The sequence below is a fragment of the Euzebya tangerina genome (assembly GCF_003074135.1).
Classification (GTDB): domain Bacteria; phylum Actinomycetota; class Nitriliruptoria; order Euzebyales; family Euzebyaceae; genus Euzebya; species Euzebya tangerina.
In genome coordinates this window covers 209,395-235,250 of the sequence record NZ_PPDK01000001.1, presented here as the reverse complement: position 1 = coordinate 235,250, position 25,856 = coordinate 209,395, and the positions used below count along the sequence as shown (strand labels likewise).

General features: G+C 67.8%; 23 protein-coding genes. 10 read left to right on the top strand and 13 right to left on the bottom strand.

Annotation, left to right across the window (positions count from 1 at the left end):
• Positions 1-81: 81 nt before the first annotated feature.
• Together C1746_RS01095 and C1746_RS01090 are read right to left on the bottom strand one after the other, a co-directional pair.
• Positions 82-1,053, bottom strand: coding sequence for a PD-(D/E)XK motif protein (locus tag C1746_RS01095; RefSeq protein ID WP_116712867.1), 972 nt, complete (start codon positions 1,051-1,053; stop codon positions 82-84).
• Complete coding sequence (locus tag C1746_RS01090; RefSeq protein WP_116712866.1) at positions 1,050-3,581, bottom strand: Z1 domain-containing protein; 2,532 nt, start codon at positions 3,579-3,581, stop codon at positions 1,050-1,052. The genes C1746_RS01095 and C1746_RS01090 overlap by 4 nt, the downstream gene beginning before the upstream one ends.
• 379 nt (positions 3,582-3,960) lie before the next feature.
• On the opposite strand from C1746_RS01090, the gene dcm reads away from it, so the two are divergent.
• Positions 3,961-5,886: a DNA (cytosine-5-)-methyltransferase gene (dcm, locus tag C1746_RS01085; RefSeq protein ID WP_205711628.1), complete on the top strand. Its 1,926-nt coding sequence runs from the start codon at positions 3,961-3,963 to the stop codon at positions 5,884-5,886.
• Positions 5,887-5,954: 68 nt separating this feature from the next.
• Here the strand turns inward: dcm and C1746_RS01080 are convergent, their stop codons facing one another.
• The 3 genes from C1746_RS01080 to C1746_RS01070 all read right to left on the bottom strand — a co-directional run bounded on the left by C1746_RS01080 (position 5,955) and on the right by C1746_RS01070 (position 8,333).
• Positions 5,955-7,226, bottom strand: coding sequence for an ATP-binding protein (locus C1746_RS01080; RefSeq protein WP_116712864.1), 1,272 nt, complete (start codon positions 7,224-7,226; stop codon positions 5,955-5,957).
• 59 nt (positions 7,227-7,285) lie between these two features.
• Positions 7,286-7,759, bottom strand: coding sequence for a very short patch repair endonuclease (locus C1746_RS01075; RefSeq protein WP_205711627.1), 474 nt, complete (start codon positions 7,757-7,759; stop codon positions 7,286-7,288).
• 295 nt (positions 7,760-8,054) lie between these two features.
• Positions 8,055-8,333 (bottom strand): hypothetical protein, encoded by a 279-nt coding sequence (locus C1746_RS01070; protein WP_116712863.1) that lies wholly within the window; start codon positions 8,331-8,333, stop codon positions 8,055-8,057.
• A 95-nt stretch (positions 8,334-8,428) separates the two neighbouring features.
• On the opposite strand from C1746_RS01070, the gene C1746_RS01065 reads away from it, so the two are divergent.
• Positions 8,429-9,100, top strand: a complete 672-nt coding sequence (locus C1746_RS01065) for an MOSC domain-containing protein (protein ID WP_162867243.1) — start codon at positions 8,429-8,431, stop codon at positions 9,098-9,100.
• On the opposite strand, the gene C1746_RS01060 is transcribed toward C1746_RS01065, so the two are convergent.
• Complete coding sequence (locus C1746_RS01060; RefSeq protein ID WP_162867242.1) at positions 9,097-10,494, bottom strand: glycoside hydrolase family 5 protein; 1,398 nt, start codon at positions 10,492-10,494, stop codon at positions 9,097-9,099. The two genes, C1746_RS01065 and C1746_RS01060, sit on opposite strands and share 4 nt — an antisense overlap.
• A gap of 118 nt (positions 10,495-10,612) precedes the next feature.
• Between C1746_RS01060 and C1746_RS01055 the strand changes: the two genes are divergently transcribed.
• Both C1746_RS01055 and C1746_RS01050 read left to right on the top strand, forming a co-directional pair.
• Positions 10,613-11,884, top strand: coding sequence for a serine/threonine-protein kinase (locus C1746_RS01055; RefSeq protein ID WP_116712860.1), 1,272 nt, complete (start codon positions 10,613-10,615; stop codon positions 11,882-11,884).
• Entirely contained in the window at positions 11,881-12,534 is a 654-nt protein-coding gene (locus tag C1746_RS01050; RefSeq protein WP_116712859.1) for a sigma-70 family RNA polymerase sigma factor, read from the top strand. The genes C1746_RS01055 and C1746_RS01050 overlap by 4 nt, the downstream gene beginning before the upstream one ends.
• Before the next feature lie 6 nt (positions 12,535-12,540).
• Here C1746_RS01050 and purQ read toward each other — a convergent pair whose 3' ends face one another.
• The 6 genes from purQ to C1746_RS01020 form a co-directional block, all read right to left on the bottom strand.
• Positions 12,541-13,200 carry a phosphoribosylformylglycinamidine synthase subunit PurQ gene (purQ, locus tag C1746_RS01045; protein ID WP_116712858.1) on the bottom strand — a complete coding sequence of 220 codons (660 nt, stop codon included), beginning with the start codon at positions 13,198-13,200 and terminating at the stop codon, positions 12,541-12,543.
• 67 nt (positions 13,201-13,267) lie between these two features.
• The gene (locus C1746_RS01040) at positions 13,268-15,034 is read right to left on the bottom strand and encodes a diguanylate cyclase (RefSeq protein WP_116712857.1); all 1,767 of its coding nucleotides are present in this window, start codon (positions 15,032-15,034) and stop codon (positions 13,268-13,270) included.
• A 68-nt stretch (positions 15,035-15,102) separates the two neighbouring features.
• Positions 15,103-16,488 (bottom strand): WS/DGAT/MGAT family O-acyltransferase, encoded by a 1,386-nt coding sequence (locus tag C1746_RS01035; protein WP_116712856.1) that lies wholly within the window; start codon positions 16,486-16,488, stop codon positions 15,103-15,105.
• A gap of 57 nt (positions 16,489-16,545) precedes the next feature.
• Positions 16,546-17,286 carry a hypothetical protein gene (locus tag C1746_RS01030; protein WP_116712855.1) on the bottom strand — a complete coding sequence of 247 codons (741 nt, stop codon included), beginning with the start codon at positions 17,284-17,286 and terminating at the stop codon, positions 16,546-16,548.
• On the bottom strand, positions 17,283-17,528 hold the full coding sequence (gene purS / locus C1746_RS01025) for a phosphoribosylformylglycinamidine synthase subunit PurS (protein WP_116712854.1): 246 nt from the start codon (positions 17,526-17,528) through the stop codon (positions 17,283-17,285). Before purS ends, C1746_RS01030 begins: the two co-directional genes overlap by 4 nt.
• The gene (locus C1746_RS01020; RefSeq protein WP_116712853.1) at positions 17,525-18,448 is read right to left on the bottom strand and encodes a phosphoribosylaminoimidazolesuccinocarboxamide synthase; all 924 of its coding nucleotides are present in this window, start codon (positions 18,446-18,448) and stop codon (positions 17,525-17,527) included. The genes purS and C1746_RS01020 overlap by 4 nt, the downstream gene beginning before the upstream one ends.
• A 124-nt stretch (positions 18,449-18,572) precedes the next feature.
• Between C1746_RS01020 and ligD the strand changes: the two genes are divergently transcribed.
• The 3 genes from ligD to purE are packed head-to-tail and all read left to right on the top strand — an operon-like array spanning position 18,573 to position 21,196.
• Positions 18,573-19,526: a non-homologous end-joining DNA ligase gene (gene ligD / locus C1746_RS01015; RefSeq protein WP_116712852.1), complete on the top strand. Its 954-nt coding sequence runs from the start codon at positions 18,573-18,575 to the stop codon at positions 19,524-19,526.
• Positions 19,527-19,541: 15 nt separating this feature from the next.
• On the top strand, positions 19,542-20,669 hold the full coding sequence (locus C1746_RS01010) for a 5-(carboxyamino)imidazole ribonucleotide synthase (RefSeq protein ID WP_116712851.1): 1,128 nt from the start codon (positions 19,542-19,544) through the stop codon (positions 20,667-20,669).
• The gene (gene purE / locus C1746_RS01005; RefSeq protein WP_116712850.1) at positions 20,666-21,196 is read left to right on the top strand and encodes a 5-(carboxyamino)imidazole ribonucleotide mutase; all 531 of its coding nucleotides are present in this window, start codon (positions 20,666-20,668) and stop codon (positions 21,194-21,196) included. The genes C1746_RS01010 and purE overlap by 4 nt, the downstream gene beginning before the upstream one ends.
• Here the strand turns inward: purE and C1746_RS01000 are convergent.
• Positions 21,193-22,164: a helix-turn-helix transcriptional regulator gene (locus C1746_RS01000; protein ID WP_116712849.1), complete on the bottom strand. Its 972-nt coding sequence runs from the start codon at positions 22,162-22,164 to the stop codon at positions 21,193-21,195. The two genes, purE and C1746_RS01000, sit on opposite strands and share 4 nt — an antisense overlap.
• A gap of 96 nt (positions 22,165-22,260) precedes the next feature.
• On the opposite strand from C1746_RS01000, the gene C1746_RS00995 reads away from it, so the two are divergent.
• The 3 genes from C1746_RS00995 (at position 22,261) to hemA (ending at position 25,843) form a co-directional block, all read left to right on the top strand.
• Positions 22,261-23,205, top strand: coding sequence for an alpha/beta fold hydrolase (locus C1746_RS00995; RefSeq protein WP_116712848.1), 945 nt, complete (start codon positions 22,261-22,263; stop codon positions 23,203-23,205).
• A gap of 32 nt (positions 23,206-23,237) precedes the next feature.
• Positions 23,238-24,398 (top strand): acyl-CoA dehydrogenase family protein, encoded by a 1,161-nt coding sequence (locus tag C1746_RS00990; RefSeq protein ID WP_116712847.1) that lies wholly within the window; start codon positions 23,238-23,240, stop codon positions 24,396-24,398.
• Positions 24,399-24,523: 125 nt separating this feature from the next.
• Positions 24,524-25,843 (top strand): glutamyl-tRNA reductase, encoded by a 1,320-nt coding sequence (hemA, locus tag C1746_RS00985; protein WP_116712846.1) that lies wholly within the window; start codon positions 24,524-24,526, stop codon positions 25,841-25,843.
• Positions 25,844-25,856 lie beyond the last annotated feature (13 nt).

The following is a 25,856-nucleotide window of genomic DNA, read 5'->3' as shown; positions in this document are numbered from 1 at the left end:
CCAGTCCTAGGTGGCTCGAGAGCGTGACGGCGCCTTCGATGTGACCGCCCGAGTCCGGTAGCGGCTCGCTGCTCACCGTGATCACGACGCGGGCCCCAGGTGCTCGTCGAATAGCTCCTCGATGGAGATGTTCATGTCGTCCTGATCCGTTCCGTTGAGGTTCAGCACGTAGTCGACACGGTCGATGGCCTGCAAGTCGATGTCCCTGGCCGCTGCCGGCGTCAGTCTCGGGTGATCAGCGGAGATCTCGCGGAGGGCGACGACCTCGGAGATGAACCTCGTGGCCTCGTAGTCGGTTCGATGCGCCTCGCTGTAGCCGACGTTGTGGAGCGCCCCGAGGAGCGCGGCGCGATCGGCGCCGAGGTCCACGAGCGAGTCGGTAAGCAGGGGCAGCGACCTCCCCTCAGGAGACAACTGCAGGCGTCGCAGCACGAGGATCAGCGGCGAGCCGTCGAGCGGGTCGGCGAGCTGCTCGAGGCCGTGGATCCGCACCCGCCGGTAGTTGGGTGACAGCGTGGCCTTGACCTCTACGACAAGTCCCGGGAACCGGAAGTCAACGGCCTCCCTGCGCCACCCAGTCCAGTGGTCGAACAGTGCACCGCGCTCCATCGCCAGTTCGAGGATCTCCAGCTCCCCGAACAAGCCCGCGAGCTCGCGGTCGCCGAGTCGGGGGCCCGCGGGTCGGCTGACCAAGTCGGCCCAGCGGCGCAAGGCCATGTCGGCAACCCGCCCGCGGGGCTGGTTCTGCGACAGCCGGGCGAACACCTCGAGCAGGAACGAGCCGGCCGTCCAGTCCGACACGTTTTGGTCGATGGTCACGCGGCACCCTTGCTCGGTCGAGCCGATCTTGACGCGGGCAGAGCTGACGTTCGTGGCGACATCGCTCGGCCGGCAGTCGATATCCAAGAAGAGCGTTCCAGCGCTGGTGATGCCGATCATGGTCCCTGGTTGGTCCGGTGGGGCCACGGTCACGGTGTGCCCTGGGTGTCGGGACGCGTCACTGCGAAGGAGCGCCAGCCTGTCGCGCACATCCGGAAGCCACTCGTCGCTCATGCTGGGGCTCCAGTCCACTGGATCGTCGCAGGTTCGTCCGATACCGGGAACGACAGCCCGACGGCGGGGACGGTCATCGTTGCTCCAAGCTTCGCCCGACCTCCGCGCTGGGGGCTACTCGTCCCGTCGATGCAGTAGATGAGCAGCAGGGGCGGATCGCCCTGATCGCGCTTGCCGTCGCTGCGGGGCGAGCGCAGGTCGATGACGGCGTCACCCTTGTCGAGCAGGGTCTGGATGTACGCTCCTCCAGCAAGTCCGTTGTCGACCTTGGATCGCACGACTGTTCCGATCTCACCCACGCTTTCGCCGAGGTCGAACGTGCTGGGCGAGCCGCCGACGCTGCGGAGGACAACGTTCCAGTCGTCTAGGCCAGCTTGGGCGATGTAGGCGATCATCTGCTGCGTGTTCATGCGGTAGTCATCGGGATGGATCCTCAGCGATCTGAGGAGGTCGATGATCATCTGCCCTGAGACATGGGTTTCGATCAGGCTGGGGCCGCCATCGAGGGCGACTGGGTCGTCGAGTGCGGCGACGAGTCGTCGCACGGCTTTCTGGTTCGCGATCAGGCTGGGGTCGTCCAAGAGCAGGGTTGTCATGCTGGCCGTGTAGCCGGCCCATGTGCTGGACCGCATCGCGGCTCTGATGGCGTTCGGGCGCGTCACCTGCATGTCTGGATCGAGCATGATTCGGGGGCCGTAGTCCGACGGCGAAAGACCTTGGTCAATCATCGCCACCAGTTCTTGGCGGAAACGGTCTTCGACCTCGGTCAGCCTCCGGAACCGGCGGCGCAGCTCGGAGGTGGTCCACAGGCGGGTTAGGTGGCGATAGCCAGGCCGGAACCCGAACCACCGGCCCATCTGCATGAGGCTGTCGTAGTTGCCCGACGTCCTTGCGAAGAAGCTCACGCAGAGTCCCTCCAGCGTGAGTCCGCGGGACAGCGTGTTCCCGCCGATTGCGATGACCGTCACGCCGGATTCGTCGCGGTCGGTAGCGCCGTAGGTGAGCCGATCTTCAGAGTCCTCTTGGGAGTTGTCGATGATGACGCCGGAGTGGGCGCGCTGCCAGCGGCCGTCCTCTTTGAAGCGCTTGCCAGCGTCGGTCCGGTCGATCAAATGGTGCAGGACTGTGTCGACGTGCGGTGACAGCTCCTTCCAGCTGATCGTGGTCTCGCCGATCTCGGCTGCGTTGACGCGAGATGCCTCCTGCTCGTAGAAGTGCTTGAACGCGCCCCGCCCGGCTGCTTCTGCCAAGCGCTGTCTCAGCTGTAGCAGATAGGCCTCGACGAGGTCGCGTGCTGCTCGGTGCTCGTCTACGGTCATGCCCGTGTGAATCAGCATGGTCGAGTTGAAGCGGTCGACTCCCCCCGCGATCACTGCTCGGGCCGCGGTCGCGCACACGAACCAGTCGATCGCCGCTTCGAGGTCGGCGCCGGCGGCGCCGCCGGATTCGAGCTTAGGAGCAGTGGTGACATCGCGGACGGGACTACCGACTACGGCCTCACCGAACAACTCGGCAGCTCCCACGTGGCCGTCGGGTTTGGGCAGCGGATATATGAAGTGCCGCGGGTACAGGTTTTCCTCCTCGACGCGCGTCAAAACATTGGCGTACGGCGTCGCTGTGTAGCCAACGTAGGCACAACGAAGGTTGCCGCGGTCCTGCTCGTTGGGACCGTCGCCGAGGTTCACGATGCGCATCAACTGCTCGTGCACCCCGGCAAGTTCTGGGCCTGGGCTGACGTCGAGCCCGGCCTGATCGGCCTCGTCGTCGATCACGAGGACAGACAGCTTGGCCCGTTCTCCGGGACCGGCGGACCACAGCCAATCGGCGAGGTTCTTGAGGCGGGTGGTGTTCTTCTTGACGACCAGGAGGCCGCGCTTGCCGTTCCCATACATGCGGGAGCGCAGTGAGGTGCCACCGCCCCTAGGCTCGAAGTCGCTGACGCCCGTGGCGGTCCACCACATCGCGTCCTTGTGCCAGAGATCGGCTTGCACGCGCTCTTGGGTCTGGCGCCTGAGGCTGGTGTGGATGCCGGCAAGGACGACGATCAGGTCGTATCCGGCGTCGGCAGCTTTCGCAGCCAGCGCCGTGAAGCTTGTGGTCTTACCTGACTGGACGTAGCCCACGACCAGACCTCGGCCAAAGATCTCCGGCTGCTTGGGATCTGGCATCTTGGCGAGGATCTCGTCTGTCGTGCGATCGATTATGGGCAGGGCATCGTCAGGAACGTTAAGCCGGCCGCGCGTGAACACCCAGCGAGGTCGTGCGGAATCGACCAGCATGCTGCCATCGATCCAGCCCTTGACCTCGGAGGCGACCAGTCCGCCAGACAAAGTGACCGCGCCGATCCGGCGGGTGTGCTCCGCGGCGACGATGTCGATGCGCTCTTGGGTCCATCCGTCGTCAGCCAGCGAGATGCGGGCATCTTCAGCGCCCATCATGACAAGGTACTTTTGGTATTTCATCAGCCAGCGATTCAAATCGGTCGGCTGCATGATCTTCCCCCAGGTGGTGGTCGATTGGTGGCTCATCCGGACTCTTGCGGCTAGCTCGGTTGTTTATGGCCAGTGCAAGCTTCGCCTCGGCCAGCGTAATCGGGAATTGCCCCGAGTTCGGGAGAGAGTGGAGGTTGGCAGTCATGCCGCGCAACCGCGGCCTATGCGGCGGGGCGACGCCGCCTGCGCGAAGCCCACCGGTGTAGCACCGCTCCCAGCGTCCTCAGGTTTGACCACACAACATCGCCTCGGCCTTCCCGCCCACCATGGTCCACCTAGGCTCTAGTCTTGCGCATGAGCGGCTGTAGGGAGGCACATGGGATCGGGCAAGTACGGCGTGAAACTGGTCCGCGGACCGATACTCGAGCCGCGTCCTCACCCACTCGCCTGTAACACCGTTGACGATCTGCGTCATATGCTGCGGACCGCCCTGCCGGGCAAGCCTCGCGCGATCGACCTCTTCTGCGGCGCCGGCGGCATGTCGATCGGATTGGAGGACGCCGGATATGCGGTCGTCCTCGGCATCGATGTGGACGAGGAGGCGCTCAACACCCACCGATCGCTGTGCCCGGGACTCTCGGTCGATTGGGACCTCGCAGACCCCGCGGTGGTCGAACAGGTGGGACGGCTGGTGGATGAGCTCGACATCGAGCTCGTCGCCGGGGGGCCGCCGTGCCAGCCCTTCTCCAAGGCGGGCCGGTCCATGCTCCGGCATCTGGTGTCCGAGGGCCGCAGAGATGCCGAGGATCTGCGAGCACAGCTCTGGCGCTCGTTCATGCGGGTCATCGAGATCGGCAGGCCCCCCGCCGTGATGATGGAGAACGTGCCGGATATGGCCCTCGACAGGGACATGCTGGTCGTGAGGACCATGACAGAAGAGCTCGAGCAACTGGGCTACTCGGTCCACTGGCGGTTGGTCGACACGTTCCTGTACGGCGTGCCGCAATTCCGTCAGCGATTGATCCTCATCGCATTGGCCGACGGCATCCGATATGACTGGCCCGATCCGGTCGACGAACCGGTTTCCCTCCGAGATGCGATCAGTGATCTGCCACCTGTCGAGGGGGGATGGCGTCCGGAGGGAGCTGAGGGAGGTTGGACCTCGTACGCGCCTGAGAACGAGTTGTCGGCGTTCGCCCAGGAGATGCGGGCTGGTCTGCAGGGGAACGAGAGGAGCCGTGTGCGCGATCACATCACCCGGCCCGTCAGAGAGGACGACCGTCAGGCTTTCGCGCTCATGGACCCGTCCATGCGCTACTCCGAACTCCCCGATGAGCTCAAGCGCTACCGCGACGACATCTTCGATGATAAGTACAAGCGGCTGGCTTGGGACGACTACTGCCGGACCATCACCGCACACATCGCGAAGGATGGCTACTGGTACATCCACCCGGAACAGGAACGTACGTTGACGGTACGCGAAGCCGCAAGGGTGCAGACCTTCCCGGACCACGTCCGCTTCGCCGGCCCACCGACGGCTGCGTTCCGCCAGATCGGCAACGCTGTGCCGCCCCGAGCTGCACGGCAGATCGCGAAGTCGGTCAGGACATCTCTTCACGCCGGGCGTCAGGGTGATCGGCCGACTGGGGCCGTCAGCTCGGATCTGGCCGACTGGCTGCTGGACCAGATGGATAAGGACGCCACCATCGATCCCAGGGTGGGTGCCGTGGCACAGGAGCTGTCCGCCGGACGGCACCCGGAGGATGAGCTCCGATGGCCGACGCTCATCACGCAACTCGTCGGTGGTCGTCTTGGAGGAAGCCGGCTGGAAGCCGTCTGGAGCTTCGTCAGGAGCGGCTTGGCCGATCCCGGGACGACGATCAGCAACCGGTCCGCAGCAACTGGGTTCATCCGCATGCAAGGACGTGCGGTGGACCCTAAGTCGATCAACGCCCTGGCTGAAGCGGTACTGGCAGGTGAGGGCTCCCTGGGATCTCCGGAGGAGATGGAGAAGCTGCCGGGGATCAGCCGGGCCCTTTCACGATTGGTTTGCCGTCTGGTGCCAGGGCCGGATAGCGACCCTGTCATCGTCACGTCGGGACTTCTCCGTGTCGCCGCCCGGTATCTCGACATCGACGTCGACAACCAGAACAGCATGTCCGACGGCAGGCTGGCGATAGCACGGCTCATCGGGACGGACGACGAGGAGACGCGGGATCCCCGCACTCGGTTCCGTGCGGCCCTCGCATCTCTGGCACTCCTGGAACTGGCCGACCGGCACTGCTGGCCGACCAAGCCGCAATGCGGTGGCTGTCCTCTGGCTGACGACTGCAGGTTCGCCATCCGTGCTGGCACGCAACTGAACTTGTCCTTGGACGTGGACGGACGAGCGACCATCTGACACGAGCCGCGGACGTCGGCAGCAGGAACGGAGCAACTTCCGTAGTCAGCCGCGGTGAGGCCGCGATCTCAGCTGAGGCCCAGGTATCCGCTCACGTCAGGATGTTGACGACCCACCCGGTCGAACACACGCATCAGCGCGTCCAGCTCACCGATCTCCGAGGCCGCGGCGAAGAGAGCGGAGCCGACATACCGTCCCGCATCGCCTGACAGCCCCGAGTCTGCGATGCCAGCGGGTCGTGAACTTCGAGCATCCATGCGGTAGGCGGCGTTGGCCCGGTTGCAGAGCTCTTGGACCGGCCGCCCGAGAAGTGGGCGGATCTCGGCTGGTAGCGAGACACGCATCTTGGCAACGTTGATGCGGAACACCTCGTCGGCCTCGGTCTCGAACTCGAGGGCTGAGCGAGCCAGCTTCGTGTGTTCGTCCTGAGCCCGCAGCCCGCTCCAGCCACCGGCCTGGATCAGCCGATCAGCTCGGTAGATGTAGAGGCCCTGCTGTCGGTTCCACCGCCCCGGACCGCCAGCGCGTTCGAACGCGTCAGCCGAGGAGAAACGTCGACGTGCGGGGAGGACGAAGGGCCGCAGCCACACCGAGGACCGCTCACCCTCGACCTCCACGTGGAACACCTTGGCCGGTAGCTCAAGCGTGTGCTCCTCATCGCGACAGAACGGGTCCCAGGGCCTGATCTTCTCACCATCCAAGGTGATGGTGAGCCCGATACCGGCCTCTCCGGACAGGAAGCGGTGGAAGACCATGCCGAGGTGATGGCCTAGCTTGCTCGCCAGCGATACGAAACGGCGCCGAGCCCACCCTCCTTCAGGATTGCGCTCGGGCAGAACTCGATCGAGATTGTCGACCACGAGGACAGTTCCCGGCCCGTCGTCCAGAAGGCCGTCCGCCAGTCGGACTGTCTCCGACTTCGATGGGGCGACCACCTCCCACCGGTCCGTGCCTGCAATGTGGTCCAGATCCAGACGCCTCGCGTGAAGGCGACGGTTCTGCGGTGCGGATCGAGTGATAACGGTCAAACGGCGACCCTGTGAGATGGATGCGGTCTTCAATCCGAGCCCATAGCGGCCGAGGGCATTCCGCTCGTAGTCACGTCGAGTACCGAAGCGCAATGCCTCATCCAGAACCGTTGAGGTCATACCGACGCCGTCGTCGGCGATGACCAGCTTGGACCTCAGTCCGTCGAAGATCAGCTGGATGTCGACGTGGCGTGCGCCGGCCTCGATGGCATTGTCGACGAGGTCAGCGACCGCGGTGTTCAGGTCGTAGCCGATGTCTCGGAGCGATCCAGTCAGACGTCGTGCGGACGGCGTGACGTCGACTGTGGTCATGGCTGCTCACTGCCCTTCGATCGGCTGGGGATCTCCAGGGTGCCACGTGCGAAGGGCGATCACGGGAGGTTGTCCACAGTCCGCCGATGTCTGATTGCGATCAGATCCGCGATCTCCTCAGCGTCCTCATGCTCCCAGAAGCGCAGCGGGGTCCACCCCGCATCAGCCAGAGCCGATGTGACCCGATGATCCCGACGCACGTTCGCCTCCAACTTGGGACGCCAGTACGAGAGATTGGACTTCGGCATGACGAAATGCTCGGGGCAGCGGTGCCAGAAGCAACCATCGACGAAGATCGCCAGTCTGGAGCGGGTGAACACGACGTCGGGGCGGACTGCCCGCGGCAGCACCTGCGTCCGGATCGGCAGGTCCACGCGGAAGCGCAGCCCGCGCGCGAACAGCGCGCTGCGGAGTCGGAGCTCCGGGGTGGTATCCCTTCGCCGGTTCGCCCTCCCCATCTTCGACGCAGCGGGAGAGGTCGGCTCGGCGTAGGGGGCATCGACACCCGGTTCTATGCGGACGCTGCGCGGCATATGCAACAAGGTACGGGGTGTCCACAATTGATAACGAGTTCGACCACTCCTTAGGGAGCAAGCTGCGTCAAACCGTCCTCATCCAGTGCCAGCGCCTATTCTCAAGCCACTGAGTATCCTTACCTAGAAGTGCTGCCAAGGGACGGGTTTCAAGGTCCCGTCTGCTCCCGCGTCTTGCAACCCGCCCTGGCCCTCTTCTGAGAGTTGCACTCCTATCAGTTCCAGCGCGGACTGCTCCGGTGCTGTCGGCAACGACGCAGCCTGGCCGGCGATCAGGCAGGACGCTCGCCACCTGTCAGCGGCGCAGGCGCCGTTCGGCCTCATCCGGCTCGATCCCGCAGGTCCGGACAAGGCTGTTGACCGCGTCGGCCAGGGGGATGGTGTCCTGCTCGACGGCCTGTTGGAGTTGCGCCACCCGCTCTTCGAGCTCGGCATCGGTGACGCGCTGGTGGCGTTGCGGCGCCGGCCGGTTAGGTGCCGGAACCACGATCGGCTGCGAGGCGCGGGTCTGCTGGATGTTGCGGTAGATGGCGTACCCGATGATGGCGATCAGCAGGAGGACGAAGAACGGCATGCTGCCAGTCTGCAGCGACCAGCCGTCGCGCTCAGACCCGATCGTCCACCATGCGCCCTGCAGGTGCACGAGCACGCCCCCGTACAGTTACGACCATGGACACCGCAGCCTCACGCGTCATCAGCGTCCAGACGGGCGCGATCCGCACGATCGCCGAGGGCACCAAGCGGGCGGTGACCAGCGGCATCGCCAAGCTCCCGGTCCCTCACATCGACATCCGGCGCGACGGGATCACCGACGACCAGATCGAGAACCCCCGGCACCACGGTGGCGAGGGGCAGGCCGTCTATCTCTACGCCCGCGAGGACTACGAGTTCTGGGAGGACGAGCTCGACGCCACCCTGGAGCCGGGCAACTTCGGTGAGAACGTCACCATCGAACGCTGGCCGGACCGCACCATGCGGGTCGGCGACCGGATCACCTTCGACACCGACACCGGACAGGTCGAGCTTGAGCTGACCGGTCCCCGTGTCCCCTGCCAGAAGTTCGCCGCCCGCATGCACGAGCTGCTCGGCCCCGACGCCGCCACCGGCTGGGTCAAGCGGTTCACCGAGGCCAGACGCCCCGGGTTCTACGCCCGGGTCATCACACCCGGCCGCCTGGGACCGGACGACCACGGCCACTGGACCGCGGCCCCGAGCGAGCGGATCGGCACCATCGAGCTCTGGGAGCTCTACTCCGCCGAGCAGCCCGACCCGGCCGCTGTGAGCCGGGCGCTCGACTCACCGGTGGACGGCCGCATCCGCGCTGCCCTGGCGAACCTCTAGGACCCGACCGGCTCGAACGGCCCCAACAGGTACGGCTCGAGGAATGCCATCTTCTCCGCATCCACGGTCGTCCAGTCGTCCTCGAGGATCCCGCCGGTGTCGCCGGAGTTCGGGTTGAACGTCCAGTAGGTGAACCCGGCGCCCTGCTCGTCGAGGTAGGCCAGCAGCGTCTCCAGCCAGACTCGGTCCTCCTCGGCCGCCAGGGTGGTGCCCAGCTCGCCGACCATCACCGGGGCGATCTCGTCCTCCTCCAGGTAGCCCCAGAAGCGGTCCCAGATCTCGTCGAGGTTCTCCGGAAACTCCGGCTCGTCGAACCACGGCTGGCGGAACACGGAGGTGGCGTACTCGTGCGGTGAGTACACGACCTTGTCGTCCTGGTCGAGCACCACCGGCTCGGTCCCCGCCTCGAGCAGGTTGCCGCCCCACCAGATGCAGTCGGGCGACCCCTCCGGCCCGTCACACGACGCGCCGTCGGCTTCTTCGACGCCCTCGACGAACACCAACCAGTGCGGGGCGATCTCATGGAGTGCGTTACCCGCCTCCTCGGCCGCCGCGCGCCAGTCTCGCGCGGGGTCGTCACAGCCCCAGCAGGCCTCGTCGTGGGGCTCGTTGTAGAGGTCGGCGCCGATCACGTTCGGCACGTCGGCGTACCGCTCGGCGAGCAGCTGCCAGTCGCTGATCAGGCGCTCGGCCGGGTAGGTGTCGTCGTACCACAGGTGGTGGCGGTTGTCGGGAGCCAGGGCGTGCCGGTCCAGCAGCACGGCAAGACCCCGGCTGCCGGCGTGCTCGATGATCCGGTCCATCAACTCCAGGCTGGTGATCCCCTCCAGGTCCGGGTTCTCGGCCAGGTTGATGCCCTCGGGCATGACGCCCTCATCCAGCAGCGCCGAGGCAAACGGCAGACGGATCGTGTTGAACCCGAGGCCCGCGATCTGGTCGATCATCTCCTCGGCGTTCCGCGACCACAACCCGTGGGGAGCCGCGACGGCCGTCTCGAAGCCGAACCAGTTGACCCCCCGGATGCGGATCTCGTTGCCCTCCGCGTCCACGATGTCGGCGCCATCCGTCGACCAGTCCCACGCCGTCGGCTGTGGGGTAGCGGGCTCGATCGGTGCGTCGTCCCCCGGCGCGTCATCACTCGGCGCTGCCTCAACTGCCGCTGCATCCTGACGGACGTAGTGCGTCGGATCCTCCGGTGCGACATCGGTCCCTTCGGCGGACGTCAGCGCAACCGTCGCGGACCGGTTCCCTGCCGTGAAGGCCACGGCAACAACCACGGCCACGACGAGGCCGGCGACCAGGACGGCGCGCCAACGCGAGGGCCGGACCTGGTCGGCGCCGCTGCCGTCCTCCGACGGCGGACGTGCGGGTTCGAGGGTGGTGTCAGATGTCACGGGTCTCTCCTGGTGGCAGTGGTCTCGTGCCCCCGCTGTGATGCCGCGCCCGAGCCAGAAGTTCCATCGCGCCGTCGAAGATTGTTCCGCGTCGTGCCACAACTAGGATCCATCAGCAATGACCGCCGGGCCCGATCCACCGGACCACATCGGCCGGTATCCGATCACCGGAGTCCTTGGTCGAGGCAACTTCGCGGTGGTGTACGCCGCCGTCGATCCGGTGCTCGACGCACCGGTCGCGATCAAGGTCCTCGCGGCCCACCACGCGGTGGACGTCGACATCCGGCAGCGGTTCATCGCCGAAGCTCGGCTTCTCCGGGAGTTGGACACGCCGGAGGTCGTCGAGGTGCACGACATCGGCGAGTCGGACGGACAGCCGTACTTCGTGATGCCGGTGCTGGTGGGATCCCTGGCCGACCGGCTCGGGCCTGCGCACGATGTCGTCGACGTCCGGCGACTGGTCGATGAGCTGGCTGCGTGTCTGCGGGCCATCCACGACGCCGGTGTGGTCCACCGCGACATCAAGCCCTCCAACCTGCTCCTGCGCGCCCGCCGGGCCCAGGGGCCATCTGATCACGCGCGGCCGCGCGGGTCGGACGCCGAGGGGCCACCTCGGCTGCTCCACCCGGGGGAGTCGCTGACCCTGGCGGACCTCGGGCTTGCCCGACGAGTCGATGCCAGCACCGTGACCATGGCCGGCGGCACGGCGGGGTACATGGCGCCCGAGCAGCGCTCGCCCTCCACCGACATCGACCCCCGTGCTGACCTGTTCGCCGCCTCGGTGATCGTGTGGCAGACGCGAATGGGAGCGGACGCCCCGTTGCCGGCCGAGAACGACCCCTCCCCCTTCGCCCGCGCCATCCGTCAGGGCGCCGCCAGCGACCGGGACCGGCGCCCGGCGGACGCGGACGCGTGGGCTGCGCTGCTGCGCGGTGGGCTGGCGGACGATGACAACGCGCCCGGGCGATCGCCGCGGTCTCGTCCCCGACCTGCCCTGGTGGTCGCCGTCGCCGTCGCGGCCCTCGTCGCCATATCGACGTGGCTGATCGTCACCCCGGACTCGGGAACCTCGCTGGAGGAGACGGCGGCGATCGAGGCCGTCGACCTGACCGACCCGGACATCCTCGCCGACGTCGAGACCGGACGATCGGCGACCGGTCCGCGGATCATCGGCCCGACGACGCTGCTGATCGGCGAGTCCGGCACGTACCTCCACGAGGACCGGTCGGCGTCCTCGTTCGCCTGGCAGTTCGACGATGGATCGCTGTCCTCGGAGCGCGCCGTGACGCTCACCCCGACCAGCCTGGACCCGCTGAGCATCACGCTGATCGAGGACCGGGCCGGCACCGTCACCGCCAGCCGGCTCCCGATCGAGGTCCGTGACCGATGAGTGACATCCACACCCTGGTGGCGGAGCTCGACGGCTCCGGCGCCGCCCTCGCCCACGTCCGCGATGCCTTCGACGGGTGGTGGGTCGAGCACGACCCGAAGGGCAAGCAGCTACTGGATGCACTCGCCGCTGCCGCGGGCACGAGCCCCCACGCGCTGGCCGCCCTGCTGATGACCCTCGACCGGCACCGGGTGGCACGCCCAGCCCTCCATCGGGTCCTCATCGCCCCGACCGACATCGACGAGGCGGAGCAGGCGACGCTGGCGGCGGTTGCCCTGGGGATCGGTCAGTTCGACGGCCGGTCGGCGTTCACGACCTGGTTGCACACGGTGGCCTCGAACGAGGCCCGGATGGTGCTGCGCTCCCGGCAGCGCCGACCGGCCGAGCCGGTTGCAGAACCAACCCCCGCGCCGTTCCTCGCCCGTCTCTCATCGGTGCTGGCCGACCGTGATCTGATCACCCGGACGCTGGCCACGTTGCCCGAGACACAGGCCGAGCCGATCCGGCTGCGCGAGTTGGAGGGCTTGGAGTACGAGGAGATCGCGCGACGTCTGGACATTCCCATCGGAACGGTCCGGTCGCGGTTGAGTCGGGCGCGTGCTGCGCTGGCCGTGGCGGTCTCCCGCGCCCTCGACGAGCCGGAGTGGTGACCCGGATCAGGCCGGGACCGGTGAGCCGACCAGGCGGTCGTGCAGGAACCGACGTCCGTCGGTGGACCCCAGCAGGGCGTCCACGGCGTGTTCGGGGTGGGGCATCAGCCCGGCCACGTTTCCCGCCTCGTTCGTCACCCCCGCAATGCTGCCGACGCTGCCGTTCGGGTTGGTCTCCGGCCTGACCCGCCCAGCCGCATCGCAGTAGCGGAGCAGGATCTGCCCGGCTGCTGCCAACCCCTCGGGGTCCGGGTGCACGAACCGGCCCTCCCCGTTCTTGAGGGGGATGCTCAGCACCTCTCCGGATGGCTCCCAGCGCAGGTGCTGCTGCCGGTGGATGAACCGCAGCCCGGCGTTCCGAGTCAAGGCGCCGGGCAGCAACCCGGCTTCGCAGAGCACCTGGAACCCATTGCAGATGCCGAGCACACGCCCACCCTCGCCAGCGAAGGTGACCACACGACTCATCATGGGGCTGAAGCGGGCGATGGCGCCGGCGCGCAGGTAGTCGCCATAGCTGAACCCGCCTGGGACGACGACCGCATCGACGCCATCCAAGTCGCTGTCGCCGTGCCACAACATGACCGGTTCCAGGTCGATGTGACGGATCGCGAAGGCGGTGTCGCGGTCGTCACAGGTGCCGGGGAACCGCAGGATGCCGATTCGCATGGTCCAGAGAGTAGCCAGTCGATCTCGGACCGGACCGCAGGTGGCGAGGCACGCCGGGCGCGTCGACTCAGGACGCCGCAGGTACGTGCTCACCCGCCACCGTCACGCGGTCGCGTCCGGCCGACTTCGACGCGTACAGGGCCGCGTCGGCTTGTCGCATGAGGTCATCGAAGTCCGGTCCCGGTCCGGCCACACCAAGGCTGATCGTGCACGACGGTCCGTCTTCGGACGCAAGCTCGCTGAACTCGACGCGGATGCGCTCGGCGAGGTTGCGGGCCGCGGCCGTGAGGTCGTGCGTACTGCCGACGACGTCCATCGGAAGCACGATCGCGAACTCCTCGCCACCGACTCGTGCGACCAGGTCGCCTGACCGGGTCAGGCGCGACATGATGAGGCCGGCCTCGGTGATGACCTGGTCACCAGCCGCGTGACCGTAGGTGTCGTTGACTGCCTTGAAGTGGTCCAGGTCGGCTGCGATGACGGCCACGTGTTGGGTGCTGCCGAGCTTGGCCAGCTCAGCCTCTAGCCCTCGTCGATTCAGCAGCCCTGTCAGTGGATCGCTGTCCGCGGCTGCGCGTGTCTGGGCGAACGCGCGGAGGGTGCCCAGGTGGTTTCCGGCAGCCCGGGCCACCGTTTCGGCGTTGGCCAGTTGGTCGGCAGGGATCTCAGCTCCACCCTCGCTGACGGTCCGAAGGACACCGATGCCTTGACCCAGGAAGGTCAGGGGAACGCAGGCGCAACGCAAGTCGTCCCGGTCCAGTTCCCGAGCGTCCCGGCGGAACTGCGCGCAGGCGCCAAGCTCCGTCGGCGTGTCGAACGTCATCGTCTGGCCGCGGCGGAGCGCCGGGCATGACCCGACCTCACGAATGCCGCACTGGTTCGGCGACTGCGTGAGGACCGGCAGCAGCGTGTCACTCTCCGCGGCGTCGCTGAGGAGCAGATCGACGTCGCCGATCCCGGTCGACGTCTCGTGCGCGAGTGCCACGACATCGACCACGTCCGCCTCCGTCTCAGCCAACTCGACTGCGTCCCTTACGCGCAGACCGAAGGCGTGTCGCTTCGCTTCGGCCTTGTGCTGGGCTGCCGCCTGGCGGAGGCGACGGGTCTCTCGTCGGATTCGGTCACTCATCGGTCGGAAGACGAAGACCGCTTCCAGCAGGAGCACCAGGAGCATCACGCCGACGACGATGAACTCGTTGCGGCTGATGCTGGCCAGTCGGGCTTCCGACTCCGCCTGGTAGGCGGCCACGATCTCGTTGAGGTCGGCGAGGAGTGGACCCTCCGTGGCCAACGTGCTCAGTTCGGCCGCGGCGCGAGCCGAAGCGGCAGCAGTCGACGCATCCAGGACCTCCGTCGCCGTACGGAGGTACTCCTCGACCTGTCCCTCGACATCCGAGGCGTACAGGGCGGCGATCTCCGGCGAGGGGCTGCCCGGCAACCCTCGGGTTGCATCGCCCTCCAACAACGCGTCCTGCGCTGCGCCCATGTCCTCGGTCGCCGTGCGGAGTTGGCCCGCGATCCGTTCCGCGGCCGCGTCATCGGCGTCCGCTCTGGCGGATGCCAGTCGGCTGGCCAGCAGCGCGATGCGTTGCGAGAGCATCCGCTGTCTGCCCGAGACGTTGACGATGGCGGCATCGGTCGATCGTTGGTTGATCTCCTGCACGCCGGACCAGCCGATCAGGATGGTGAGGGTCGCCACGATCATCAAGGCGATGACGTAGCGAGCGGTGAACCCCAGCCGAAGGCTTGGTGGGACGATCGTTCGCGCCCGATCCATGTGCTCCACCACAGCCAGGGCGTACGGACCGTCGTCGGCGGGACGATGGGTGGTCATGACTCAACGTGTCGGCGATGCGGGCGTCGAGCTTGAGTCCGCGTCCGTCCGCGCGACGGATCAGTGGCTCAGACCAGCGCCTCCAGAGCAGCCAAGCCATCCTCCAGGTACCCGAGCATCGACTGGACGTGTGGCAGGTTGCGGCGGCACGCCGTCAGCCCGAACTGCATCTCCCCGTCATAGCTGGTCATGGTGATATTGAGTGCCTGACCCTGTTCGAGCACCGATGCCGGGTAGATGCCCCGCAGGACGGCACCGTCCAGGTAGTGGGTGTTCTCGGGGCCGGGCACGTTCGAGACGACGATGTTCATCGGGGGTGGCCCGTGCCCCGCCAGGCCGATCAGTGGTCCGATCAGGTAGGGACTGGCGATGGCCAATCCGTAGGTGATCCGCTCCACCCGTCCCATGGCCAGCAGGCGGCGCTTGGCGTCGGCGATCGACTCGGAGATCCGTCGCAGCCGATCGCCCGGGTCCTCCAAGTTCGTCCCCAGGTCCGCCACCACGAACGACAGGGCGTTGCCGCCCGCGTCCTCGTGCTCGTCACGGATGTTGACGGGGATCATGGCCGTCAGGGGCTGCTGCGGGAGCGCGTCCCGTTCCAGCAGGTAGGCGCGGAGCGCGTGCCCCGACATGGCCACGACGATGTCGTTGAGACTGACCCCGAGCGCGGTGGAGGCCGCCAGCATCCGGTCGAAGGACCAGCCGTCGGCGGCGAACCGCCGGGCACCGGTGATGCGGGTGTTGAGGATCGACCGTGGGGCGACGAACGGAAGCGCCTCGTTGGTCACCCCGTCACGGCGGTCGCGGAACTGGTCGAGCATGGTCCGTGCCGTCGTGGCGATGCCCTGTCGGGCACTGGCGATGGTGACCCCACGAGGGTCCACGACGTCGAGGACGTTGTCGCGGGGCACCCGTTGCGCCCGCGTGGACGTCTGCCACGGCGGTGCCATGTCCCGCTGGTCGGGGTCCTCGCTGAACATCCGACGCATCACCCGCATGGCGCCGACGCCGTCGAACACCGAGTGGTGGAACTTGGCGTACATCGCAAAGCGCGGGACGTCGCTCGGTGGCTCCGGTGCGATCTGGTCGATCAGGTGGATCTCCCACAGCGGCCGGGTCCGGTCCAGCATCACCGAGTGCAGCCGGGAGACGTGGATGAGCAGCTCTCGGGGCCGCCCCGGGGCCGGCAGGGCCGAGAGGCGCAGGTGGTAGTCCAGGTCGATCGCCGGGTCGGTCTCCCAGGCGTAGAGCTTGAAGCGGCCGTACGGGTGCTTCAGCCGCTGGTTGAACGGCCAGGTGATGTCACGGGCGGTGCCGAACCGCTCGTAGAGGTGCCGAACCCAGCCGTCGTCGGCTCCCTCGGGATACTCGAACACCATCAGCACACCGACGTGTTGGGGTGTCTCGGCACTCTCCACCATCAGCCAGGCGGCGTCGGTGATGGGGAGGGGCATGGGGGAGCAGGCCTTATCTCGGCAGTGGGGCGGATCTCGGCAGTGGGCTTGCGCGGGTCACTCGAACCCGGCCGACTGCAGTGCGCGGATCGGGTCGATGAAACCCAGGAGTTCGGCTGCATCGTCGCACGCTCGGGATGGTCGTGTGTCGTCGAGGACCAGATCGCAGACCGCTGCCTCCCGGGTCCGGGCCTCCAGTTCGGACTCGGCCTGGCCGACCGGTTCGCTCATGTAGGTCGTGTCGTGGGCGACCAGTGGTGCGATCCACAGCGGTTCGGTGTCCTCACGAGAGAACCGGGCGTTCAGCAGCAGCAGTGGGTCCTCCGCACCCAGGTCCAGGGTCGAGTCCACCCCGGTCGCCTGGAACTGGGCGAACCGGATGACGCCTCGTCGCGCTGCGAAGGCGGCGATGCCCTGCGCGACGGCCTCAGGTGGCCGTGATGCGCACAGCGTCGACAACGCCGTCTGGATGCGCGACCGGTCCAGGTCGCTTCCGCCGGCCCGGATGCCGCGGAAGAACTGGCACTCCGGGAACACGAGGGGCACCGCGGCCGTCTCGCCGATGTTGTACTGACCGACGTCGGTGGTGAGGCGGCCCTGGGGGTCCGGCGGGCGTCGCTCCGCGACCGGTACCTCCTCGGGGCCGAAGACCACGAAGGCCCAGATCGCCACGCCGATGGCGACGGGGATGGCGGCCAGCGCCAGGAGCACGAACCAGCGGGGGAGGAGCGGTTCCTCGAGCTCCTCGGTGCGGGCGCCCTCGTAGACGGGCCGTGGGCGGTCTGCCATCTGGCTCACGAGGGCTCGACGGTGACCGTGTACTCCTCGATGACCGGGTTGGCCAGAAGCCTGTCGGCGACCTGCTCGACCAGTCCCGCGACGTCCTCGACCGCGTCATCGACGTCGAGTTCGATGTGCTTGCCGATCCGCACGTCGGCGATGCCGTGCAGGTCCAACGATGGCAGGGCCCGCTCCACGGCCTGGCCCTCGGGGTCGAGGATCTCGGGCTTGAGCATCACGTCAACGGTCACGCGGGTCACGGGGTGGTCCAATCGTCGAAGGAGGCACCGGTCAGACGTTCGTACGCCTCGACGTACCGGGCTCGGGTCAGGGTCACGATCTCGTCCGGCAGGGCCGGTCCGGGAGGAGTCTTGTCCCAATCCAGGGTTTCCAACCAGTCGCGGACGAACTGCTTGTCGAAGGAGTGCTGCGGGCGGCCGGGCTCGTACTCGTCGGCCGGCCAGAACCGGGAGGAGTCGGGGGTCAGCGCCTCATCGATCAGCGTCACCTGCCCGTCGATCAGACCGAACTCGAACTTCGTGTCGGCCAGGATGATCCCTCGGGATGCGGCGTGGTCAGCGGCGCGGGCGTAGAGCTCCAACGTGATTTCCCGCACCTGCTCGGCCAGGTCATCACCGACGATCTCGGCCGCCCGGTCGTAGCTGATGTTCTCGTCGTGGTCACCAGCTTCAGCCTTCGTCGCTGGCGTGAAGATCGGCTCGGGCAGCGCTGAGGATTCCGTCAGGCCCGCGGGGAGGGCGACCCCACAGACCTGCTGGCTGTGCTGGTACTCCTTCCAGCCGGAGCCGGCCAGGTACCCCCGCGCCACGCACTCGATGGCCAGCGGCTCGGCCCGGCGACAGAGCATCGACCGGCCGTGCAACACCTCGGCGTGGTCCGCGAGCCCGGCGGGGAACGTCGCCGGGTCGGTCGAGACCAGGTGGTCGGGGACGATGCCGGCGAGGTGGTCCAGCCAGAACGTCGTCGTGCCCGTCAGCACCTTGCCCTTGTCCGGGATCGGGGTGGGCATGACGACGTCGAAGGCGCTCAGCCGGTCGCTGGCGACGAGGAGCAGGTGATCACGGCCGACGGCGAACAACTCGCGGACCTTGCCGGCGCCCAGACGGTGGACGTCAGGCAGGTCGGCGAGGTGTTCGAGCTGGCTCGTGAGGGGCTGCATCTGGCGCCCGAAGGGTAGCCGTAGCCACACCGGCGTCCGGCTGCGGCCTGCATGGGCGATCGTAAGGTGGAGCGGTCCGCGTGGACGTTCGGACGTTCTCTGGAGGTGACTGGTCGGTGGCGGGATGGTGACCCTCTCCAGTCCTGACAAGGTGCTGTGGCCCGCGGCCGGCCTGACGAAGCAGGACCTCTACGACTACGTGCTGGACGCGGCCGACCGACTGCTGCCCCAACTGGCTGACCGACCGCTCTCGGTGAAGCGCTTCCCCCGCGGGGTGGAGGCGACGGGATTCTTCGTCAAGGACACGCCGGATCACGCGCCTCCTGCAATCGGCCGCTGGCGCGAGTGGGCGCACTCCGCCGATCGGGAGGTTGCGTACTCGCTCGTCAGCGATCGTGAGGGGTTGGCGTGGATGTCGCAGCAGAACACCATCGAGTTCCACCCGGCCCTCCTGCGCATCGACCGACCGGACCGGGCTGACCAACTCGTGTTCGATGTCGATCCCGGTCAGCGGGAGGTCCCGCCGGCGAGGGTTGCCCGGTGGATCCGGGGTGTACTCCAGGAGTTGGGGCTGGAACCGATCGTGAAGACGTCAGGCGGCCGGGGCGTCCACGTCATCGTCCCGATCGAACGCCGGTATGGGCCGGATCTGCTGCGACCGCTGACCCTGGCGATTGCCCGGCTCGTGGTCGAGCAGCACCCGGACGAGCTGACCGTGGAGATGCGCAAGGACCAGCGCGGTGGGCGGACGCTGGTCGACTGGTCTCGTGGTGGGTCCTCGACCCTGATCGCCGCGTGGAGCCCCCGCGCACACCCGGCCGCAACCGTTGCGACCCCGCTGTCGTGGGATGAGGTGACCGACGACCTGGACCCGACCCGCTTCGTCATGCCGAGTGTCCTGGAACGGGACGACCCCTGGGCGGAGCAGCCGCGGCCGGCCAGGCTGGAACGGGTCGTCCGGGCGGTGGAGGACCGTGGTGTGACGTTGGTGGACGCCAGTCCTCGGGGAAGGACCTCCTCGTACCTCGACCAAGACGGGGCGGTACCATCCGCCCCTGCCGCTGCCGACGGCGCGTGAAAGGTGAAGCAGGGAATGTCGAGACTGGGAATCGTCGGAGGGGGCCAACTCGCCCGCATGATGGCGCTCGACGCGGCAAGGCTGGGTGTCGACGTCCTGGTTCTTGCCGGTCCTCACGACGAGGGGGTCCGGGGCCTGTTCCCCGTCATGGACGGAGCGCCGGAGGACCTGGCTGCACTCCGCGGACTGGCAGACGTCGTTGACGTGGTGACGCTGGACCACGAGCTGGTGCCGCTCGACGTGATCCGGGCCCTGGAGGCCGATGGCGTCGTGGTCCGACCGGGCTCGGCGACGCTGTCGTTCACCGACAAGCTGCATCAGCGGAGGCGGTTCGCCGAACTCGGCATCCCGGTCCCGGCGTTCGCCGAGGTCAAGTCCCTGGATGACATCGAGGTGTTCGCCCAGGAGCACGGCTGGCCCGTGGTGCTCAAGGCCCCACGCGGGGGGTATGACGGCCGTGGGGTCACGGTGGCTGCTGACCTTGACGAGGCCGACGGCATGATCGCGGCCGCGGATGGACGGGCGCTGCTGGTCGAGGAGCACCTCGAGCTGACGTCGGAGCTCGCGGTGATCAGCGTGACCTCTGCCAACCAGGACCAGACGACCTACGAGCCGGTCGTGTCGGTCCAGATCGACGGGATGTGTCGGGAGATTCACGCCGATGGCAGCATCACGGTCGACCTCTCGACCGTGGCCGTCCGTCTCGCCACGCGTGTGGCGCAGGTCGTCGGCGCGGTCGGGGTGTTGGCCGCGGAGTTGTTCGTGGTCGAGCGCGACGGCCAGCAGCAGGTGCTAGTCAACGAGATCGCCGCGCGACCCCACAACTCAGGCCATCACACCATCGATGGCTGCGTGACCTCGCAGTTCGAGAACCACGTGAGGGCGGTCCTGGGGATGCCGCCGGGGCCCGTCGCCCAGCGAGATCCGGTCAGCGTGATGGTGAACGTCGTCGGTGGTGCCGAGGGGTCCGGTGACCCTCGGGAGCGGGTCGGCGAGGTGCCGGCCGGCGTGAAGGTGCACCTCTACGACAAGACGCCGCGGCCCGGCCGCAAGGTCGGGCACGTCACCGCCACAGGTGAGGACCGTGACACCGTCGCCGCGCTGGCGCGAACGGCCGCGGCGATCCTGGAGGGAAGGGCATGACCGAGCAGGTCCTGGTCGGTATCACGATGGGCAGCGACAGTGACCTACCGGTGATGCGGGCGGCCACCGAGGTCCTGGACGAGCTGAACATCGCCTATGAGGTGCGCATCGTCTCGGCGCACCGGACACCTGAGGTGATGGCGGCCTATGGGCGCGAGGCGGCCGACCGCGGCCTCAAGGTTCTGATCGCGGGGGCCGGCGGGGCTGCGCACCTGCCGGGGATGCTGGCGGCCTACACGACCCTGCCGGTCATCGGCGTCCCGGTGCCGATCGGCAACCTGCAGGGGATGGACGCGCTGCTCTCGATCGCGCAGATGCCGGGCGGGGTGCCGGTCGCGACGATGGCGATCGGCAACGCCAAGAACGCGGGACTGCTGGCGGCCCGGATCATCGGGGCGTTCGACGCTGGCGTCGCTGCGGCCGTGGCGGAGCATCAGGAGGAGATGCGTCAGGCCGTGGCGGAGAAGGACGAGCGGACCCAGCGGCAGTTCGGCGGCGGGTCGCCCGGCTTCGGCTTCACCGGCTAACTCGGCACGCTCAGGCCAGCGGGGCTGTACCGGTCGACCAGTGAGCGGCCGATGGACACCAGGCGATCACGGACGGCCACTGGCGCCGTGATCTCGAGCCACTCGACGAGCCCCGCCAGCTCTCCCGCGAGTGCGTACTCGTTGTAGCCGCGGATGCGAACCTCGATCCGCCCATCCTCAGCGGTGTCGCCGATGGCCAGTCGATCTCCGAGGGTCATCCTGAGCTTGCCCATCCCGTCGGACGCGCAGAGCCCGTCGATCTCGAGCGGCTCGCGGATGCGGTTGACCTCCTCGGTGATCTGCCGCCAGGTCGCGCCGAGATCGAAGTCGGCTGGGCGGGTGACGGGCTCGTCGGTCAGCTCGACGGAGGACACCCGATCGATCCGGAAGGTTCGAATGCCTTCGTCGGTGTTCGAGACGACGTACCAAGCGGGGCCCTTGACGACGACGCCCAGGGGGTGGATGGTCCGCCGGCTCGGAGAGCCATGGCGGTCGTTGTAGCCGAGCTGCACCTGCACGCCGGCGATGGTTGCCTCCTGGAGCACCTCCAGGAACCGAGGTGGCTGCTGGGCCGGCCAGCTCGCGCCCCAGTGCTTCGGGTCGACCACCAGCGATGACGCCGCCGTCTCGGCCGGTCCGCGGAAGGGCTTCGGGAGGGCCTGCACCAGCTTGCGAAGCGCCGCCTTCACGGCGGGCGTGGCCTCCGCTGCTGGCCCCGCGACGAGGAAGAGCGCGCGGGCCTCGTCCGCCGTCAATCCGGTCAGGTCGGTCCTGGCTCCGCCCACGAGCCGCCACCCACCACCTCGGCCCGCGACCGAGTACACGGGCACGCCCGCCATCATCAGGGCCTCGAGGTCGCGACGGGCGGTCCGCTCGGAGACCTCCATCTCCTCGGCCACGTCGGCAGCGGTCACCTGACCGCGTCGCTGCAGCAGCAGGAGGACGGCCAGCAGGCGGTCGATGCGCACGGTGGGGACTCCTCCCAAAAAGAACGTGGTCGTGGGTTGTCCAGTTTAGTCCATACGGTGCTCCTCGAGCCCCTCCGACGACAAGGCAGAGTCCCGATGCATGAGCCAGCAGACTTCCCCCGACCAACCTCCGTCCCGTTGGACGGCGTCAACCTCGAGGTCTACGAGGCAGGCCAGCAGAACGTAGGCAACCCGATCGTGTTGTGCCACGGCTGGCCGGAACACGCCTTCTCCTGGCGCTACCAGCTATCCGTGCTCGCCGACGCCGGCTACCACGTCATCGTCCTGAACCAGCGCGGGTACGGCAACTCCTCGCGCCCGCCCGAGGTGACGGCGTACGACATCGAGCACCTGGCGGGCGACATCGTGGGGCTCCTCGACCACTACGGCTACGACACGGCGACCGTGGTCGGTCACGACTGGGGAGCCATGGTCGCGTGGTGGCTCAGCCTGCTGCACCCGGCGCGCGTCGACCGGGTGATCGCCCTCTCCGTGCCCTACCAGGAGCGAGGCGACCAGCCCTGGATCGAGTGGATGGAGGCGGTCTTCGGTGACGACTTCTACTTCGTCCACTTCAATCGGCAGCCGGGCGTCGCGGACGCGGTGTTCGACGAGAACACCGAGCGGTTCCTTCGCAACCTGTTCCGCACGAACGAGCCACCCCCGCAGCCGCAGCCGGGCATGGCGCTGATCGATCTGGCCACGCGCGAGGCGCCAGTCGGTGATCCGCTCATGAGCGAGGCGGAACTCGCCGTCACGGTCGAGAGCTTCCAGTCCACCGGGTTCACGAGCAGCATCAACTGGTACCGGAACCTGGATCGCAACTGGCACCTGCTGGCGGATCTGGATCCGATCGTGCACCAGCCGGCACTGATGATCTACGGCGATCGGGATCCGGTGGCGCACGGCCCCAACCTGACGCGCTTCGTGCCAGATGTCGAGGTGGTCAATCTCGACTGCGGCCACTGGATCCAGCAAGAGAAGCCCGAGGCGGTCAATCGGGTGATCCTCGACTGGCTCGACAGGAACCCGGCTGGCTGAAGCAACGAGTACGCAGCCCGTACAGTTCGATCATGGACTTCGCACTCTCCGAAGAGCAGCAGAGCCTCTACAAGACGATCGTCGAGTTCGCCCGCGACGTCGTCGAACCCGGAGCGGGGGAGCGGGACCGTGAGGGCCGCTTCGACCGGGATGTCTGGGATGCCTGCGGACAGGTCGGGCTGACGGGCATGTGCATCGGCGAGGAGTGGGGCGGCATGGGCGCTGGCGCCGTCGACACCGGCCTGGCACTCGAGGCGCTGTCCTACGGCGGACTGGACGCCGGGCTGGGGCTCTCACTAGGCGCCCACCTCGTCATCGGGGCCAAGCCGATCGAGCTGCACGGGACCGACGAGCAGAAGGCCGCCTACCTGCCCAAGCTCGCGTCCGGCGAGTGGATCGGGGCGTGGGGGATCACCGAACCCGACCACGGCTCGGACACCTCCGGCATCACCTCACGGGGGGTACCCGACGGGGACCACTGGATCCTGAACGGCACCAAGACCTTCATCACCAACGGGCCCGTCTGCGATGTGTTCACCGTGATCGTGCGGACCGATGGCGCCCACGAGGAGGGGGCCGGAGGAGGCGGCATGACCGCGTTCATCCTCCCCCGCGACACCCCGGGCCTGTCGGTCGGCAACGTCCTGGACAAGTCCGGCAACCGGTCCTCACCGACGTCGGAGATGGTCATGGTCGACGTCCGAGTCCCCGACTCCGCCCGGCTCGGTCCGATCGGCACCGCCCAGTGGGCCATCGGCTTCGAGTGCTTCAGCTGGGAGCGGACCGTCATGCTCGGCTCGGCCATCGGCGGCATGCAACGCGGATTGGACGACTCGATTGCCTACGCCAAGGAGCGCCAGGCGTTCGGCAAGCCCATCGCCCACTTCCAGACCATCGCCCACAAGCTGGCGGACATGAAGATCAACCTCGAGTCAGCCCGGCTGATGCTGCGCTACGGCGCCTGGAAGAAGGACCAGGGCTTGGATCACCAGATGGAGGCGTCCATGGCGAAGGCGTACGTCGGGGCGTGTGCGCTGGCCAACGCCGACGCCGCCATCCAGATCCACGGCGGCTGGGGCTACATCAAGGACTTCCCGGTCGAGCGAGGCTGGCGGGACGCCAAGCTCTCGACCATCGGCGGTGGGACGAGCGAGATCCAGAAGGTCATCATCTCGCGGATGCTCCTGGCATAGCGATGCCATGATGCGGTGATCCGCCGCCCGAACCGGATGGTCGCGTGGCTGACGGAGTGGCGGTACGGAATGCCGTGGCGATTGGCGGCGTTCAAGGGGCGTCGTTACCCTCGGCACAACTCCCCATGACCCTCCTCGTCCTCGGTGTCAGTCACCGCTCCGCCTCCGCCGATCTGCTGGACGAACTGGCCGTACCGGCAGACCTGCACGCCAAGGCGCTGGCCTCGGTCATGCAGCGGGAGCACGTCGTCGAGGCAGCCATCGTCTCGACCTGCAATCGGGTCGAGGTCTACGCCAACGTCACCCGATATCACGGTGGTGTTGCTGATCTCCGCGACCACCTGGCCGAGTGGGCCGGCCGGCCGCTCGAGACCTTCGGTCACCTGACCTACGACCGGTTCGACACCTCCGCAGCCGAGCACCTGTTCGCGGTCGCCAGCGGCCTGGACTCGATGGTCGTCGGGGAGCGCCAGATCCACGCGCAGATCCGCAAGGCCTTCACCACTGCACTGGAGGAGGGTACGGCCTCGACCCTGCTCAACCGCGTCTTCCGGCAGGCCGTGCGGGTAGGACGTCGGACCCGGGCCGAGACCGGCATCTCCGAGGGCGCGGCATCCATCGTCGATGTCGCACTGCTGGCTGGCCGGCAGGCCTTGCCGACCACGAACCCAGTCGTCGGCCTCGTCGGTGCCGGGAAGATCGGCGGCATGGCCGGCGCTCGGATCGCGGCCGAGGCCGAGCGGGTCCTGGTGGCCAACCGGACCACCGAGAAGGCCCAGTCCCTCGTCGAGCGGGTCGGCGGGACGGCGCACGGCCTGGATGAGCTCTCGACGGTCCTGGCCCAGGCCGACCTGATCGTCGCCTCCACGGATGCGAGCCAGCCCGTGATCTCGTCGGCAGCGCTCGAGGATGCGATGGCGTCCCGTCCGGACCGGCCGCTGGTCATCGTGGATCTCGCCGTGCCGCGCGACGTCGAGGCGGGCGCACACCTGCTGCCCGGCGTCACGGTCGTGGACATCCACGCGCTGCGCAAGATCGTGACCCAGGGACCGACCGGAGACGCCATCCGCGACGCCCGGCTCATCGTGGCCGAGGAGGCGGACGCCTTCGCAGCGTGGAGTCGCGGCGTCCAGGCCGGCCCCACCATCACCGCGCTGCGCGCCCAGGCTGACGGCGTGCGCGCTGCCGAGATGGAGCGGCTGTCCAGTCGCCTCTCCTCCCTCGACGACGATCAGCGTGACGTAGTCGAGGCCCTGACGCGCGGCATCATCAACACGCTCATGCACCAGCCAACTGTCCGCCTGAAGAAGCTGGTCGACACACCCGACGGTGAGCGGTACGTGCGCGCGATCAGCCACCTGTTCGATCTGGATGTCACCGCTGATCCGGGCGACGACGACGGTGCCGGCTGGACCACGGCCGCCGCAGATGACGCCGCGTCGTAGCGGCGCGCACGAC